Source organism: Mesorhizobium sp. B2-7-3 (assembly GCF_006440715.1).
GTDB classification, from domain to species: domain Bacteria; phylum Pseudomonadota; class Alphaproteobacteria; order Rhizobiales; family Rhizobiaceae; genus Mesorhizobium; species Mesorhizobium australicum.
In genome coordinates this window covers 97,258-112,166 of record NZ_VFTY01000014.1, presented here as the reverse complement: position 1 = coordinate 112,166, position 14,909 = coordinate 97,258, and the positions used below count along the sequence as shown (strand labels likewise).

The window sequence follows — 14,909 nt, the reverse complement described above, 5'->3', positions numbered from 1 at the left end:
GCTCAAGACCAGTCGCCCTCGGGCGTGCCATTGAACCGCTTCTTCAGGTCGGCCCAGCAATCGATGTAGTTGTCCTGCCGGGTTTCGAGTTCGGCGCCGTAGCGGGTCAGCATCTGCGGAAAGCGGGTCTCGAACATGAAGGCCATGGTGTTGTCGAGCTTGACCGGTTTCAGGTCCGCGCGCGAGGCTTTTTCGAAGCCAGGCGCATCCGGGCCATGGGCCAGCATCAGATTGTGCAGGCTGATGCCGCCGGGCACGAACCCTTCTTCCTTGGCGTCGTATTGGCCATGGATCAGGCCCATAAACTCGCTCATGATGTTGCGGTGATACCAGGGCGGGCGGAACGTATCTTCCGCCACCAGCCAGCGCGGCGGGAAGATGACGAAATCGATGTTGGCGGTGCCTTCCTCGCCGCTCGGCGCCGTCAGCACGGTGAAGATCGACGGATCGGGGTGATCGAACAGCAGCGCACCGACCGGCGAAAAGGTCGCCAGATCATATTTATAGGGCGCGTAGTTGCCATGCCAGGCAACGACGTCGAGCGGCGAATGGCCGATCTCGGTGACGTGAAAATTGCCGCACCATTTCACGATCAGCAGGCACGGCGTCTCCTTCTCCTCGAACCAGGCGCAAGGCGTCTTGAAATCGCGCGGGTTGGCCAGGCAATTGGCGCCGATCGGGCCGCGGTCAGGCAGCGTCAGCTTGGCGCCGTAATTCTCGCAGACATAGCCGCGCACTTCGGCGTCGACCAGTTCGACCTTGAAGACGAGGCCGCGCGGCAGCACGGCGATTTCACCGGGCCGAAGCTCGATGACGCCCATCTCGGTGATGAAGCGCAAGCTGCCCACCTGCGGCACGATCAGCAGCTCGCCGTCGGCGTTGAAGAAATGATCGTCGGTCATCGAGCGGTTGGCGACATAGACATGGGCAGCCATGCCGGTCTGGCCAAGCACGTCGCCGGCGGTGGTGATGGTGCGCATACCCTTAATGAAGTCGGTCGGCTCTTTCGGCATCGGCACCGGATTCCAGCGGTACTGGCCAAGCGCCAGCTCGTGGTCGCCGACATTGGGGGCGCTCTTCCACAGGGGATAACTCGCCGCCTTGAACCTGCCCGTGTGCTTGACGCTCGGCCGGATGCGATAGAGCCAGGAGCGCTCATTGGTGCCGCGCGGCGCGGTGAAGGGCGAGCCTGAAAGCTGCTCGGCATAGAGGCCGTAGGCCGGCCGCTGCGGCGAGTTGCGTCCCTGCGGCAGTGAGCCGGGCAAGGTTTCGGTTTCGAAGTCGTTGCCGAAACCCGGCATATAGGAAAAGGCCATTGCTTCCTCCCGGATTGACCAAATTGGTTTCATTTGTAACCATCGAAAATGTAACTATCAATCTTCCGTTTTTCCCGGATGCGGACAATGGACATTCTCGAACTCGAAAGCTTTCTGCCCTACCGGCTCTACCGCCTTGCAGATGCGGTCAGCCGCGAATTCTCGAAGGTCTATAAGGACCGCCATGGCCTGACCCGGCCCGAATGGCGCACGTTGTCGGGATTGGGACAGCGCGGCACGATGACCGCGACGGAACTTGGCGAGCAGTCGGCCATGCACAAGACCAAGGTCTCGCGCGCCGTGGCCGAGTTAGAACGGCGGCGCTGGCTGGTACGAACACCTGACGAGAACGACCGCCGCGTCGAGCACTTGACGCTTACCAAAGTCGGGCTTGCAGCCTATCGCGAGATGGTGCCGCTGGCGCAGAGTTTCGAGCGGGAACTGCTGGCGAAACTTGGCGTGGACGAACGTGCGGCGATTGTGCGTGGGGTGGCGGCGCTGGAGAAGGCGTTGGAAGAAAAGTAGCGCTGAAAGAATGGGGATAGGCTGGCGGGACAGCGTCCCCTCTGTCCGGCAGGACAGAGGGGGCGCCTCGCGCAGACGTTTCACCGGATAGCGCTATGCGCGCCGTTACCAGTCCATCACCACCTTGCCGGAACTGCCGCTGCGCATCGCATCGAAGCCGGCCTGGAAATCGTCGATGCCGATGCGGTGCGTGATGAGCGCCGAGACGTCGAGCGGGCCCTGCACCAGGGCGATCATCTTGTACCAGGTCTCGAACATCTCGCGGCCGTAGATGCCCTTCAAGTGCAGCATCTTGAAGATGACCTTGTTCCAGTCGATCTCGAAACCAGTCGGGGCGATGCCGAGGATGGCGATCTTGCCGCCATTGTTCATGGTGTCGATCATGTCGCGGAAGGCGGGCGCGGCGCCCGACATCTCCAACCCGACATCGAAACCTTCCGTCATGCCGAGTGCCGGCATGACGTCGCGCAGCTTCTCCTGCGAAGCGTCGACGACATGCTGGACGCCGAGTTTTTTGGCCAGCGCCAGGCGCACCGGGTTGATGTCAGTGATGACAACCTTGCGTGCGCCGACGCACTGCGCCACCAGCGCGCCCATGATGCCGATCGGTCCGGCGCCGGTGACCAGCACATCCTCGCCGACCAGATCGAAGGACAACGCCGTGTGGACCGCATTGCCCAGGGGATCGAAGATCGCGGCAATCTCGTCCGGCACGTCGTCGGGGATCGGCACCACATTGTGCTGGGGAATGGCCAGGTACTCGCCGAAGGCGCCGGGACGGTTGACGCCGACGCCGAGCGTGTTACGGCACAGATGCCCCCTGCCCGCGCGGCAGTTGCGGCAATGGCCGCAGACGATGTGTCCCTCGCCCGACACCCGCTGGCCGACCTTGTATTCGGTGACCGCGGCACCAAAGTCGGCGACCGTGCCGACGAATTCGTGGCCGGTAACCATCGGCACAGGAACCGTCTTTTGCGCCCACTGGTCCCAGTTGTAGATGTGGACGTCGGTGCCGCAGATTGCGGTCTTCTTGATCTTGATCAGCACATCGTTCGGGCCGATCTCCGGCACCGGAACCTCTTCCATCCAGATGCCCGGTTCGGCCTTGGCCTTCACCAGTGCCTTCATCATGTTCGACATTCTCTTGTCCCTTGAATCTCTTGATCCGGAATCGCTTTTCGCTACCGGCCCTTCAGGAAATCACGCCCAATTCCCTGCCGACCGCTCCGAACGCTTCCACGGCCCGGTCGATGTCGGCGCTGGAGTGCGCCGCCGACATCTGGGTGCGGATGCGGGCCTGGCCCTTCGGCACCACAGGGAATGAGAATCCAATGACGTAGATACCACGCTTCAGCATGCGCGCCGCCATCTCCTGCGCCAACGTGGCATCGCCCAGCATCACCGGGATAATCGGATGGTCGGCCCCGGCCAGCGTGAAGCCAAGCTTGCCCATCTGGGACCTGAACCGCGCCGCATTGGCATATAGGCGCTCGCGCAATCCGTCGCCATTGCGGATCAGCTCGAACACCTTGATCGAGGCGCCGGCGATCGCCGGCATCAGCGTGTTGGAGAAGAGATAAGGCCGCGAGCGCTGGCGCAGCCAGTCGACCACCTGCTTCTTGCCCGAGGTGTAGCCGCCCGAAGCGCCGCCGAGCGCCTTGCCGAGCGTGCCGGTGATGATGTCAACCCTGCCCTCGACACCGCAATGCTCGGCCGAACCGCGCCCATTTTCGCCGACGAAGCCGACCGCATGGCTGTCATCCACCATGACCATGGCGTCGTATTTCTCGGCCAGATCGCAGACGCCTGAGAGATTGGCGATGATGCCGTCCATGGAAAACACACCGTCGGTGGCGATCAGCCGGAAGCGGCAATCCTTGGCTTCCTTCAATCGCGCCTCGAGATCGGCCATGTCGTTGTTGGCGTAGCGGAAGCGTTTGGCCTTCGACAGCCGGACGCCGTCGATGATCGAGGCGTGGTTCAGCGCATCCGAGATGATTGCGTCTTCCTCGCCAAGCAGCGTCTCGAACAGGCCGCCATTGGCGTCGAAGCAGGAGCCGTAGAGGATGGTGTCTTCCAAACCGAGGAAAGAGGAGATCGTCGTCTCGAGTTGCTTGTGTTCTTCCTGCGTCCCGCAGATGAAGCGTACCGAGGCCATGCCGTAGCCGTAGCGGTCGAGCGCCTGCGTGGCCGCGGCGCGCAGCTCCGCGCTGTCGGCAAGGCCGAGATAGTTGTTGGCGCAGAAGTTCAGCACTTTCTCGCCGCCGACCTCTATCTCAGCCGACTGCATCGAGGAAATCACCCGCTCGGACTTGTAGAGCCCGGCGGATCTCAACCCTGCAAGCTCGCTGTCGATATGGGAGAGAAATGCTGCGGTCATGATCGGGCCCCGTTTGACGTCGGCAGACTGTCGTCCCGCCCGCATAAAAAATCCATCGCAAAAGCGACCGGATCAGGTGGCCGGGCAGCATCAGCTGGGACGTTCCGACATTGCCCAGGTGACCACCCGGAAACGCATGGGCCGACGAATGCTCAAATGCGGGCCGGCCGCGAAAGAACCCGATAACCATTTCGTGATCTTTCCGCCTCTCGTCCGCGCCGGCCGGCCGTCGATTTCCAGTCCTGTTAACATTTGCAGTTCAATGGTGCTCGAATAAATCCGTTGGCGAGAGGACCGCCCCCGAACATGTCTCAGCAGCCGGTGCAAACCGTTTCAGGCAAGCTCATACTGCTGATCAAGGCTGGCTACTGGCTGGCGCTGCTGATCATTGCCGCCATGGTCGCGGCCTCCTTCGTCCTGCTGCAGCAGACGATGGCCACGCAGCAGCACAACAACACCTTGCTCGACATCGTCGGTACGCAGAAGACGCTGTCGCAGCGCATCGTCTTCCTGGCCAACGCAACGGGCGCCGCCTCGCGCGACAAGCAGCCGGCGCTGGTCAGCGCGCTGAAGCAGGCCACGGCGGAGTTCGAGACGAACTACGATCTGCTGCTCAAGCAGACGGGCGCGGATCCGCAATCGCCGGCCAAGCTCGATGCGAAGTCGATCCAGAGCGTGCTTTTCGCCAAGCCCTTTCATCTGGACTATTTCTCGGTTGGCCTGATCGCCAATGGCGACCGGCTGGTCTCCGCACTGGAATCGCAGCTCAATCTTGGCGACAATGGCGGCTACAAGGGCGGCGCCGAACGCGTCAATCTCGATGCCTCGGTCGCCAATGCCACGCTGTCGGGCTATGCCGCGCTCGGCCAGCGCATCAGCGCCGATGCCGACGAGCGCTCCGAAAAGCTGCTCTCCCTCCACCGCACGCTGTTCTACGCCACACTCGGCGTCATCCTGCTGGTGGCGCTGTTCATCTTCAGGCCGATGTCCAACGCGATCCTGCGCAAGACGCGTGAGTTGGTCGACGCGCGCAATTCGATGGCCTTCATCGCGGTGCATGACGGCCTGACCGGCCTGCACAACCGCACCTTCCTCACCGACCATTTCGAGACGCTGATCAAGGGCGCGCATCGCCGGCGCGAGCGCCTGGCCGTAGTCCAGCTCGACCTCGATCGCTTCAAGCAGATCAACGATACGCTGGGCCACGCCGCCGGCGACTATGTCCTGGTCGTGACGGCACAGCGCATGCGCGATTCCTGCCGCGCGTCGGATCTGTGCGCGCGGCTCGGCGGCGACGAATTCGTGATGATCCTCAACGGAGCCGGCAGCACCGAGGACATCAACATGCTCGCACGGCGCATCCTGGTGCATATCAATGAGCCGATCGTGTTCCAGGGCACCACCATTCTCCCGGGCGCCAGCGGCGGCATCGCGGTCTATCCGATCGATGCCGACAACGCGCAGGACCTGCTCGTCCATGCCGATCTGGCGCTCTACTCCGCCAAGAAAATGGGGGGCGGCAACTTCTCGTTCTTCTCGGAGGAACTGCGCCGCGAACTCGACTACCGCAAGCAGCTCGAACATGACATCAAGGTCGCCATTTCCGAAAAGGCGTTCCAGGTCTATTTCCAGCCGCAGGTCTCGCTGACCGACGGCACCATTAGTGGCATCGAAGCGCTCGTGCGCTGGAATCATCCCGAGCGCGGCATGATCTCGCCGGGCGAATTCATCCCGGTGGCCGAGAAATGCGGCTTCATGCCGGAGATCGGCCGCATCGTGATCAGCAAGGCGATCAACGAGGCCGCCGAGTGGAACCGTGCCGGGATTGCCTTCGGCCGGCTTGCGGTCAATGTCTCGGGTACCGAGTTGCGCGAGCATGATTTCGATGCGTTTTTGTTCGATACGCTGGAGAAAGCCGGACTGCCGCCGCAGAAACTGTCGCTGGAAATCGTCGAATCCGTCATTCTGGACGACGAGAAGACTGGCATCGCGGCGAAGCTGCGTCATATCAGGGCGGCCGGCGTGCATCTGGAACTCGATGATTTCGGCACCGGCTATGCTTCGCTCAGCCACGTCAATCCCAACGAGATCGACAGGCTCAAGATCGACCGTCGCTTCGTGCAAAACATCCACGAGAATGGCGACAACTCCAAGATCGTGCGCGCCATCACTGAACTTGCGCGGGGGCTGGGCATCTCCATCGTCGCCGAGGGTGCCGAAACCGAGGCCGAGCTCGATTCGCTGATGGCGATCGGCTGCGACCAGGTGCAGGGCTATTCCATCGCCTTCCCGATGCCGCATGACAAGGCGCTGGAATGGCTGACCGCCCGCATGCCGAAGAAAGCCAGGCTGACGGTATTGCAGGGAAGCCTGGCGTAACCCGGCCAGCCTTGACAAGCAGCCGCGGAAATGGCGGCCTGTCCTGACCGCGAGGGGATAGCGGCTCCATGACATTCTTTCGGCTTGCCCTGGCAGCCATGTTGATGTCGGCGTTGCCTGCCCATGGCGCGGATCGCACCATCTATCTCACCTTCGACGACGGTCCGCTGAACGGTACAAGCAACATCCTCGACGTCTTGGAGGCAGCGCGGTTCCGGCAACGCTGTTCATGGTCGGTATGCATGCCGAGGCCAGTGCGTCCAACAGGCCGGCATTCCTAGCTCTCTACGTTTTTTCGCAACGCCGCAAGCACCTGCGCAAATTCCGCCAGACGCTCGTCTGGCAGCCCTTTGCGAAGCCGCTTGTCGAAGACGAGTGCCGCTTGCCGCAACGTCTCGAACAGCGCTTCTCCCCTCTCCGTCAATTCGACCAGGTGAACCCGGCGATTGACGGGATCGCGCCGCCGTGTCAGCAGGCCCTGCGCTTCCATCGCGTTGAGATGATGGGTCAGCGTCGCGCCCTGGATGCCGATCATGCCGGCGAGTTCGCGCTGATTGGCAAGCTCGCTCGACTTGACAGACAGCAGCGTGAGCCAGACCGGCAATGTGCCGCCTGCTTCAACCAAGGCAGCGTCGAAGGCTTGTGCGACAAGCTTGGCGGTTCGGCCGAGATTCATGCCGACCGGCGGGCGGTCAAATGGTGTCATGATCTGACAGTAGAGCAAGCAGTGGGAATGTGAAACTTGGCTTCGTGATTGACATCTAACCGTTAGATATCTAATTTTGCCTTATTGATGGCATCGCAGCATGGTTGCGGTGCGTAGGCGGTGGGCGAATGAGAGGAATGCGGTCATGCAGTATGTTTATATCGCCGTCATCGGCCTGCACGTCATGGCCGGCGTCTTCTGGGCCGGCACGACCATCGCGGTTGGCCGCGATCCGGACATCCGGGCAGAGCGGTTCTTCCGGCCGCAAATGGGCGCGGCCGGTTTGGCTTTCCTGACCGGTTTGCTGCTCTGGTATTTCTTTCATGAGGGTGCTTTTGGCTCGATGGAAAAGGTACTGGCGCTCGGCATTTTGACGGCGCTGATCGCCGCCGGCGTGCAAGGCGCGCTTGTGGGCTCCGCCAGCAGGCAGCTTGCCGGCGCCGATGCCGCGACCCAAACGGCGCTGCGCGCGAAAATGACCAGGGGCGAACGCATCGCCGGCGGGCTGCTGGTCATCACCGTGCTTTGCATGGCGACCGCCAAGATGTTTTAGAATCGCACGGCCGGTGAAAGCCGATCATGCGCGGCGCGCAACGGACCAGAGCGGCAGGTGGCTCTCCTTGCAAAGGCCGTTGCGCGCCACCTGATCGTGATCAAATCCTGATCCCGAACCTGATCCCATCATAGATGGCGGCGTGGATGTTGCGCGAGGCAACCGCGTCGCCGATGCGCAAGAGCACGAAGCCGCCATCCGCGTTGCGCTTGGGAAAAATGTCGCCGCCGTTGACCAGCCGCTCATAGTCGACCGCACCACCGTTCTTCGACAGCGGTTTCAGCGAAAGGTACAGATCGTCGAGCGGCGCCGTGCCGTGCTCGACCACCACCTGGTCGACCCTGCGCTCTCCGCGCCAGCCATCGGCGAAATCCGAAGCGAGTTCCGCGATCAGTTGATTGCCTTCGCGCCGCACCGAGCGCAGGCGGGTATTGATGGTGACGGTGACGCCCTTTTCCTGGAAGGCCCTGACATAGGGTACGTGGTTCATGCCGCCCATTTCGGGGGCGAAGAAGCGTTCCGGCGAAACCAGTTCCAGCTTCGAGCCGCTGTTGGCAATCAGTTCGGCCGCGCCCATGCCCTGATGGCCGCCATTGTCGTCGTAGAGCAGCACATTTTCGGCCGGCTTGACGCTGCCGGCCATGATGTCCCAGCTCGAGGTGACGAGATTGTCGCCGGAGGCCAGCGGCGGGTTCTGCGGCAGGCCCCCGGTGGCGATCACCACGACGTCGGGCGCCAGCGCCAGAACATCGTCCTGTTCCGCCCAGGTGTCATAGCGGATCTCGACGCCGAGCCGGTCGAGTTCGGCCAGCCGCCAGTCGATGATGCCGATCAATTCCTTGCGGCGCGGGTTCTGGGTCGCCAGACGCACCTGGCCGCCAGCTTGTGATGATGCCTCGAGGATCGTGACTTGATGACCGCGCTCGGCTGCGACGCGCGCCGCCTCCAGCCCACCAGCGCCGGCGCCGACGACCACCACTTTCCGCTTGGGCCCTTCCGTCTTGACAATGACGTGCGGGATATCCGCCTCGCGGCCGGTCGCCGCATTGTGAACGCATAGCGCCTCGCCGCCTTCATAGATGCGGTCGAGACAATAGGTAGCGCCGACACAGGGACGTATCTCGTGCTCGCGGCCCTCCATCACCTTCTTGATGATGTGCGGATCCGCGATATGGGCGCGTGTCATGCCGACCATGTCGAGCTTGCCGGTGGCGATCGCATGGCGCGCGGTGGCGACATCGGAAATGCGCGCCGCGTGGAAGGTCGGGAATTTCGTCGCCGCCCTCACCTCGCCGGCAAAATCGAGATGCGGCGAAGACCGCATGCCGGTCACCGGAATGACCTTGGTGAGCGCCGCGTCGGTCTCGATCGAGCCCCGGATGATGTTGAGGAAATCGAGCTTGCCGGAGCCGGCCAACCGCCTGGCGATCTCGACGCCCTCCTCCTTCGACAGGCCTTTGTCGAAATCCTCGTCGGCGACCATGCGGATGCCGACGACGAATTTCTCGCCGACCGCCGCGCGCACCGCATCGAGCACCATGTTGGTGAAGCGCAGGCGGTTGTCGAGCGAACCGCCATACTCGTCATCGCGATGATTGGTGGCGGGCGACCAGAAGCCGTCCATCAGATGGCCGTAGGATTCGAACTCGATGCCGTCGAGCCCGGCCGCCTGACAGCGCTGGGCGGCCGACGCATAGTCGGCGACGATGCGCTCGATATCCCACTCCTCGATGGTCTTGGGGAAAGCGCGATGCGCCGGCTCGCGCACCGGCGAAGCCGAGAGCACCGGCAGCCAGTCGGCCTTGTTCCAACCCGTGCGGCGGCCAAGATGGGTGATCTGGATCATCACCTTGCAGTCATGCTCGTGGCAGGCATCGGTGAGTTCGGCCAGCCACGGCACGATGCGGTCGTCATAGACGTGCAGATTGCCGAAGGCAGCCGGGCTGTCCCGCGAAACGATCGCCGAGCCGGCGGTCATGGTCAGCGCCATGCCGCCCTTGGCCTTTTCGGCATGGTAGAGCCGGTAGCGCTCCTTCGGCATGCCGTCCTCCGAGTAAGCCGGCTCGTGGCTGGTCGACATCACCCGGTTCTTCAGCGTCAAATGCTTGAGCTGGTAGGGTTGGAGAAGCGGGTCGTTGCTGGTCATCGTCTTCCTGCCGTTTTAATTTGTGCTAATGAGCGGCAAATCCAAGGGAAACCGCATATGATCGATACCAAAAATCTCACCCAGCTCGGCACGCACGTCGAGACGCCACAGAGCCCCGAAGCCGCGGTCCTGGAAACCGTGCCGTTTTCGCGCGGCGACGGGCCGCCGGCGATCGTGCGCTTTACCTGCCCGGAATTCACCTCGCTCTGCCCGGTGACCGGACAGCCGGATTTCGCCCACATCGTCATCGACTACGCACCCGATGCCGCCCTGGTGGAATCGAAGTCGCTCAAGCTGTTCATGACCTCGTTTCGCAACCATGGCGCCTTCCATGAAGACTGCACGGTGATGATCGGACGCCGCATCGTGGCCGCGACCAAGCCGCTCTGGTTGCGCATAGGCGGCTATTGGTATCCGCGCGGCGGCATTCCGATCGATGTGTTCTGGCAGACCGGCGCTCCGCCCGAAGGCGCCTGGCTGCCGGATACCGGCGTCGCCCCCTATCGCGGGCGCGGCTAGTTCGGCCATCATTCGCACTGGTACTGGCTGAGCGCCCATTCGCCGGTCACCGACAAAAGGTCCGCTATCTTCCATTCGCCATCGACCTTCTTGAACTTCCATTCGAGGCGGTGCGGGTTACCGGCGACGACGAAGGCGACGATCACCTTGGCCTGGTCGCCATTGATCGCTTCGAGCGTCTTCAGGCTCTTGTCGATCTCGGCCTTGTCGTAGTCCGCATTGTCGAGCGCCATGTTGGGGTCCAGGCACTCGCCCTGCCCGGATTTGCGCAAGGCATCGCTCTTGTCGAGCACGGCTTTCGCCGGATCGATGAAATGGCCGCGCTGAGCAGGATCGACCTCCAGGCCGACCTGATCGTAGAACGGCCGCACCACCGCTGTCGGCGACCCCGGCTGGATTGGAGCGGCAGGCTCGCTTGGCGGCGATGCGACGGGTGGGGTCGGCGGCTCCGCGGCGCCGCCAGGCGGGGTTGCCGGCGGCGTCACGCTGTCATCGGGCGCGGTCCCGGCCGGAGCTTTTGCCGGCGGCGCGCCCAACAGCCCCTGAGCGGCCGCGCCGTTCAAGTCCGCCGCCAGCAGGCACACGGCCGAGAACAAAAGAAGCGTGCGACCGGCCATCGCATCACTCCGGATCTTGGCCCGCCATGCATTCGAGCTGGCTCAGCGTCCAGTCGCTGGTCTTCGATGCAATGTCCGATATCTTCCACTTGCCGTCGACCTTCTTCAGCGACCAGTGCATTTCGCGCTGCGAATCGTCTCCTTCCGGAAAAAGACTGAAACTCGCCACCACCTGCGCCGTATCGCCCTCCACCGTCTCGGACAGCTTCAGTGTCTTGGAAAGGGCCTTCTGGTCGAAATCCTGCGCGTCGAGGCCGGGGTCGAAGTCGATACAGGCGACCTGGTCCGGATTCTTCTTGGTGGCCTGGTCGTTGAGGTCGAACAGTTTCGTCACCGGCTCGGTGAAGCGATCGCGGTATTGCGCGTCGGCCTCGAACTTGACCTGCGGGACATAGAAGAACTTCACGGCGTCGGACGCCGGGCCGGCCAATGCCGCGGCTGGTGCGGCAATCGACAGGATGGCAGCGAGCAGCAGTTTCATGGATTTCCCCGAATGCATGGATTTCCCCGAATGTTTGACTGCGGAAGGCAATCAATACCACGCATCGTGCATATCGGCTTTTTTTCGGCTCATGAAGCCTCCGGGCGGCGCGTCTGCTTGCATAGATCAAATCCAACGATCCTTAGTCTCCGAAAGTGGCGATCGGCGCGTTGAGTTGGGAGCGCTCAGGCTTGACACCGAGCCCTGGGATCTGCGGGACGCGTATATGCCCGTTCTCGATCACGATCGGGTTTGCGGGATCAGTATGCCCTTCGATGTACTCCTGCGCGATCCAGGCTCCCTCAAAACGTCTCGGCTCGACGGTAGCGGCGAGGTGGACGCATGCCGCGGCGATGACGTCTCCGCCCCAGGCATCGTCGCAGCTGTGCGGAAGAGATCGTATCGCACACAGGTCGCGGACCGTGGCCATCTTGGTCAGACCACCAAGACGGGTGACCTTCAATCCGAATCCGTCGGCGATACCTGACGAAACTGCCCGAAGCACGGCATTCAAATCCTCGGTACTCTCATCGAGATAGATCGGATGCGTAACGCGCCCTTTGAGACCAGCGACTTCCTCCATGGTGTTGCAAGGCTGTTCGAACACGAACGGGATTGCCTGGCAAAGCCGATCGATGTGCAGCGCCGCGGCAGCGGTCAGGCCGCGATTGGCGTCGACGGCTATGCGGGCCCTGAAGCCAACCGCCTCCCATACTTTGTGCACAGTGGCGACGTCTTGTTCGAGATCCCGCCCGCCGATCTTGATCTGAAGCCGTGGATATCCGGCATTGACCTTGTCGGCGGCAATACGCGCGGTCTCGTCCGGAGCACCGACGGTCGTCGAGTAGTATGACGGCACGCGATCGGTGAGCGCACCACCGAGAAGTGTTGAAACAGGGACGCCCAGCCACTGGCCGGCGAGGTCGAGGAGAGCTATGTCCAAGGCCGCCTTGGCATAGTTGTGACCGTTCAGCCGTTCGTCCATTCGTTTGGCGAGGCGGCGCATGGACGCTGTGTTCTCGCCGATAAGTCCCGGCGCTATTTCAGCAATTGCCGCTCTCGCGCCGAGAGCATGCTGGGGTTGATAAACAGGGCCGATCGGGCAAGTCTCACCCCAGCCTGACAGTCCATCCTCGGTGGTGACTTCAACCAGCGTGCTGTCCAAATTCTGCACGGTGTCGCTGGCCATCCGGTAGGCACCGCCTTTAACAGGCAGAAGCATCTGATAGACTTTGATTGACCTGATACGCATTCAGACATTAGCCTCGTTCATGCCTTGCCTGGTCTGGCGCCTTTCGCCATGGTCAAAGACCAAGCGCCACCTTGCGCCCGTCATGAATGGCAAATGCCGCCTGTCTGGAGGCGGTACAATCGCCGATGGAGGTATGCGCAATTCCACGCCTTTCGAGCTCGATGGACAGGCTGTCCTGCGCCATGCCGGTGGTGGCGAAGACCAAAGCGTCGGCCTCGACCTGCTGCTCGGTCCCGTCGAGCAGCGAAGCGATCCTGGCCACCCTGCCGTCCCAATGAACGACGGCGCTCTCGGTCACAAACCGCACCTTCAGCTTGACGAGTGCCCGTCGCAGCGGCGCATCGACGGCCATTCGCTGAAGCTCTTTGCCGACCAGGGCGTCCGGTGTCACAAGCGTTACATTGTGACCATCCTCGGCGAGTTTCCAGGCGGTGCCGCAGCCCTTCCAATTGCCGCCATCGTCCAGCAAGAGAACATTTTTTCCCGGCCTCGCCTCGCGCGCCATCACCGCTTCGGCCGAGAGCACCGGACCGCCGCCCGGAACGCTCTCCCAATGCGGCAAGGCCCGCTGGAAAGCGCCGTCCGGCGGCATCGAGCCGGTCGCGACGATGACGTGATCGGCGCCTTCGCGCTCGACATCGTCGGCTTCGACATACTGCCCGTAGCGGATGTCGACCTGGAGCTGGCCGAGCTGGCGCTCATACCAGTCGATCAGGTCCAGAATCTGGGCACGGCGCGGCTGCAGTCCGGCAAGACGGAACTGCCCCCCAAGGCGGTCGGATGCCTCGGCCAGCGTGACGCGATGGCCGCGCTCGGCCGCGGCGCGCGCCGCTTCGAGACCGGCCGGGCCGCCACCGACGACCAGTACGCGCTTCGGCTGGCCGGCCGGAGCAAAGCGGTCGCCGCCCCACTCCCATTCCCGCCCCGCGGAAGGATTGATGACGCAGCTGATCCAGTAGTCACGGCTGCGCCGGCCCCAGCACATCTGGTTGCAGGACAGGCAGCCGCGAATGTCCTGCGGCCGGCCGGCGGCAGCCTTTGCAGCCAGATGCGGATCGGCGATCTGCCCACGCACGATGGAAACGAGATCGGCACGGCCTTCGCTCAGCACGCTCTCGGCGTTCTCGGGCGTGCGGATATGGCTCTCGGCGGTGATCAACGCGTGACGCACGGTGGATTTGAGCACGGACGCCAGGTCGGCACCGAGCTTCTCCGGGTAAACAAAGGTCGGCATGATCTTGTAGAAATCGAAGTAGGAACCCGTTCCGCAAGTGACATAGTCCATCAAGGCATCGCGGTCGTGGAGGTCGATGATCTCGGCCAGCGCTTCGCGCTTCAGCGCCACTTCGACTTCGGGCTCATCATTGATCGCGAGACCGATGATAAAATCATCGCCGCATTCCCGGCGAATCCTGGTCATCACCTCACGGCTCATGCGGGTGCGGTTTTCGAGGCTGCCGCCCCATCGGTCGTCCCGGCGGTTCGACCAAGGTGTCCAGAACTGGTCCAGCATCGAATGGTACGCCGCCCAGACCTCGACGCCGTCGAAGCCGGCCTGGTGGCAACGGCGCGCGGCCTGGACGAAGCCGTCGATCGTTTCTTCGATCTCGGCTTCGGACATCCGATGCGAGCCGTCGGAATCGTGGTAGCTCGGCAGGCCGGAAGGCGACCAACCGGGGTGAAACGAGTTGTCCGCGTCCGCGTGCTGACCGACATGGTAGAGCTGCTGGATGGCGACGGCGCCGTTGCCGCGGATCGCCTCCGTCACCTTGCGGAAATACGGGATGACGCGGTCATCGGACGGGCTGAAATTGCCACGGGTAAGCACGGCGGCCTGATGCACGGGCATCGGCTCGACCACGATCATGCCGGCCCCGCCGATGGCGCGTTCGGCGTAGTAGCCGACATGGCGTTCGGTCGGCAGCCCGTTCTCGGCCATGTTCGCCGTATGGGCTCCAAACACGATCCTGTTGCGCAATGTTTTGCCACGCAAGGTGGCCGGCTCGAACAAACGTTTGAAGACCCGGCCGGACAT

Annotated in this window: 14 protein-coding genes; 5 read left to right on the top strand and 9 right to left on the bottom strand. The window is 62.8% G+C overall.

What is annotated here, in order from left to right:
• Window positions 1–2: 2 nt before the first annotated feature.
• Entirely contained in the window at window positions 3–1,316 is a 1,314-nt protein-coding gene (gene hmgA / locus FJW04_RS26615) for a homogentisate 1,2-dioxygenase (protein WP_140717677.1), read from the bottom strand.
• A gap of 87 nt (window positions 1,317–1,403) precedes the next feature.
• On the opposite strand from hmgA, the gene FJW04_RS26610 reads away from it, so the two are divergent.
• The gene (locus tag FJW04_RS26610) at window positions 1,404–1,841 is read left to right on the top strand and encodes a MarR family transcriptional regulator (protein WP_181171481.1); all 438 of its coding nucleotides are present in this window, start codon (window positions 1,404–1,406) and stop codon (window positions 1,839–1,841) included.
• Window positions 1,842–1,946: 105 nt separating this feature from the next.
• Here the strand turns inward: FJW04_RS26610 and tdh are convergent, their stop codons facing one another.
• Both tdh and FJW04_RS26600 read right to left on the bottom strand, forming a co-directional pair.
• A complete protein-coding gene (gene tdh / locus FJW04_RS26605; protein WP_015318326.1) occupies window positions 1,947–2,981 on the bottom strand; it encodes an L-threonine 3-dehydrogenase in 1,035 nt (344 codons plus the stop codon).
• 52 nt (window positions 2,982–3,033) lie between these two features.
• Window positions 3,034–4,221 carry a glycine C-acetyltransferase gene (locus FJW04_RS26600; RefSeq protein ID WP_140717673.1) on the bottom strand — a complete coding sequence of 396 codons (1,188 nt, stop codon included), beginning with the start codon at window positions 4,219–4,221 and terminating at the stop codon, window positions 3,034–3,036.
• A gap of 306 nt (window positions 4,222–4,527) precedes the next feature.
• Here FJW04_RS26600 and FJW04_RS26595 point away from each other — a divergent pair, with 306 nt between their 5' ends.
• The gene (locus FJW04_RS26595) at window positions 4,528–6,600 is read left to right on the top strand and encodes an EAL domain-containing protein (protein ID WP_015318328.1); all 2,073 of its coding nucleotides are present in this window, start codon (window positions 4,528–4,530) and stop codon (window positions 6,598–6,600) included.
• 68 nt (window positions 6,601–6,668) lie between these two features.
• Window positions 6,669–6,881: a polysaccharide deacetylase family protein gene (locus FJW04_RS30685; RefSeq protein WP_348642001.1), complete on the top strand. Its 213-nt coding sequence runs from the start codon at window positions 6,669–6,671 to the stop codon at window positions 6,879–6,881.
• Here FJW04_RS30685 and FJW04_RS26585 read toward each other — a convergent pair.
• Window positions 6,878–7,306, bottom strand: a complete 429-nt coding sequence (locus FJW04_RS26585; protein ID WP_140661896.1) for a MarR family winged helix-turn-helix transcriptional regulator — start codon at window positions 7,304–7,306, stop codon at window positions 6,878–6,880. The genes FJW04_RS30685 and FJW04_RS26585 overlap by 4 nt on opposite strands.
• A 145-nt stretch (window positions 7,307–7,451) precedes the next feature.
• Here FJW04_RS26585 and FJW04_RS26580 point away from each other — a divergent pair, with 145 nt between their 5' ends.
• Window positions 7,452–7,859, top strand: a complete 408-nt coding sequence (locus tag FJW04_RS26580) for a hypothetical protein (RefSeq protein ID WP_140617114.1) — start codon at window positions 7,452–7,454, stop codon at window positions 7,857–7,859.
• A gap of 100 nt (window positions 7,860–7,959) precedes the next feature.
• On the opposite strand, the gene FJW04_RS26575 is transcribed toward FJW04_RS26580, so the two are convergent.
• Entirely contained in the window at window positions 7,960–10,005 is a 2,046-nt protein-coding gene (locus FJW04_RS26575) for an NADH:flavin oxidoreductase (RefSeq protein WP_140717671.1), read from the bottom strand.
• A gap of 57 nt (window positions 10,006–10,062) precedes the next feature.
• On the opposite strand from FJW04_RS26575, the gene queF reads away from it, so the two are divergent.
• Entirely contained in the window at window positions 10,063–10,524 is a 462-nt protein-coding gene (gene queF, locus FJW04_RS26570; RefSeq protein ID WP_140717669.1) for a preQ(1) synthase, read from the top strand.
• A gap of 8 nt (window positions 10,525–10,532) precedes the next feature.
• On the opposite strand, the gene FJW04_RS26565 is transcribed toward queF, so the two are convergent.
• The 4 genes from FJW04_RS26565 to FJW04_RS26550 all read right to left on the bottom strand — a co-directional run bounded on the left by FJW04_RS26565 (window position 10,533) and on the right by FJW04_RS26550 (window position 14,909).
• Window positions 10,533–11,141: a hypothetical protein gene (locus FJW04_RS26565; protein WP_140617116.1), complete on the bottom strand. Its 609-nt coding sequence runs from the start codon at window positions 11,139–11,141 to the stop codon at window positions 10,533–10,535.
• 4 nt (window positions 11,142–11,145) lie between these two features.
• The gene (locus FJW04_RS26560; protein WP_015318334.1) at window positions 11,146–11,622 is read right to left on the bottom strand and encodes a DUF3828 domain-containing protein; all 477 of its coding nucleotides are present in this window, start codon (window positions 11,620–11,622) and stop codon (window positions 11,146–11,148) included.
• A gap of 142 nt (window positions 11,623–11,764) precedes the next feature.
• On the bottom strand, window positions 11,765–12,874 hold the full coding sequence (locus FJW04_RS26555; protein WP_140717667.1) for a mandelate racemase/muconate lactonizing enzyme family protein: 1,110 nt from the start codon (window positions 12,872–12,874) through the stop codon (window positions 11,765–11,767).
• A gap of 52 nt (window positions 12,875–12,926) precedes the next feature.
• Window positions 12,927–14,909: an FAD-dependent oxidoreductase gene (locus FJW04_RS26550; RefSeq protein ID WP_140717665.1), complete on the bottom strand. Its 1,983-nt coding sequence runs from the start codon at window positions 14,907–14,909 to the stop codon at window positions 12,927–12,929.

Bases quoted from the DNA above. Each gene is read 5' to 3' on its own strand.
- hmgA (WP_140717677.1), bottom strand. From the start codon at position 1,316: ATGGCCTTTTCCTATATGCCGGGTTTCGGCAACGACTTCGAAACCGAA.
- FJW04_RS26610 (WP_181171481.1), top strand. From the start codon at position 1,404: ATGGACATTCTCGAACTCGAAAGCTTTCTGCCCTACCGGCTCTACCGC.
- tdh (WP_015318326.1), bottom strand. From the start codon at position 2,981: ATGTCGAACATGATGAAGGCACTGGTGAAGGCCAAGGCCGAACCGGGC.
- FJW04_RS26600 (WP_140717673.1), bottom strand. From the start codon at position 4,221: ATGACCGCAGCATTTCTCTCCCATATCGACAGCGAGCTTGCAGGGTTG.
- FJW04_RS26595 (WP_015318328.1), top strand. From the start codon at position 4,528: ATGTCTCAGCAGCCGGTGCAAACCGTTTCAGGCAAGCTCATACTGCTG.
- FJW04_RS30685 (WP_348642001.1), top strand. From the start codon at position 6,669: ATGACATTCTTTCGGCTTGCCCTGGCAGCCATGTTGATGTCGGCGTTG.
- FJW04_RS26585 (WP_140661896.1), bottom strand. From the start codon at position 7,306: ATGACACCATTTGACCGCCCGCCGGTCGGCATGAATCTCGGCCGAACC.
- FJW04_RS26580 (WP_140617114.1), top strand. From the start codon at position 7,452: ATGCAGTATGTTTATATCGCCGTCATCGGCCTGCACGTCATGGCCGGC.
- FJW04_RS26575 (WP_140717671.1), bottom strand. From the start codon at position 10,005: ATGACCAGCAACGACCCGCTTCTCCAACCCTACCAGCTCAAGCATTTG.
- queF (WP_140717669.1), top strand. From the start codon at position 10,063: ATGATCGATACCAAAAATCTCACCCAGCTCGGCACGCACGTCGAGACG.
- FJW04_RS26565 (WP_140617116.1), bottom strand. From the start codon at position 11,141: ATGGCCGGTCGCACGCTTCTTTTGTTCTCGGCCGTGTGCCTGCTGGCG.
- FJW04_RS26560 (WP_015318334.1), bottom strand. From the start codon at position 11,622: ATGAAACTGCTGCTCGCTGCCATCCTGTCGATTGCCGCACCAGCCGCG.
- FJW04_RS26555 (WP_140717667.1), bottom strand. From the start codon at position 12,874: ATGCGTATCAGGTCAATCAAAGTCTATCAGATGCTTCTGCCTGTTAAA.
- FJW04_RS26550 (WP_140717665.1), bottom strand. From the start codon at position 14,909: ATGTCCGGCCGGGTCTTCAAACGTTTGTTCGAGCCGGCCACCTTGCGT.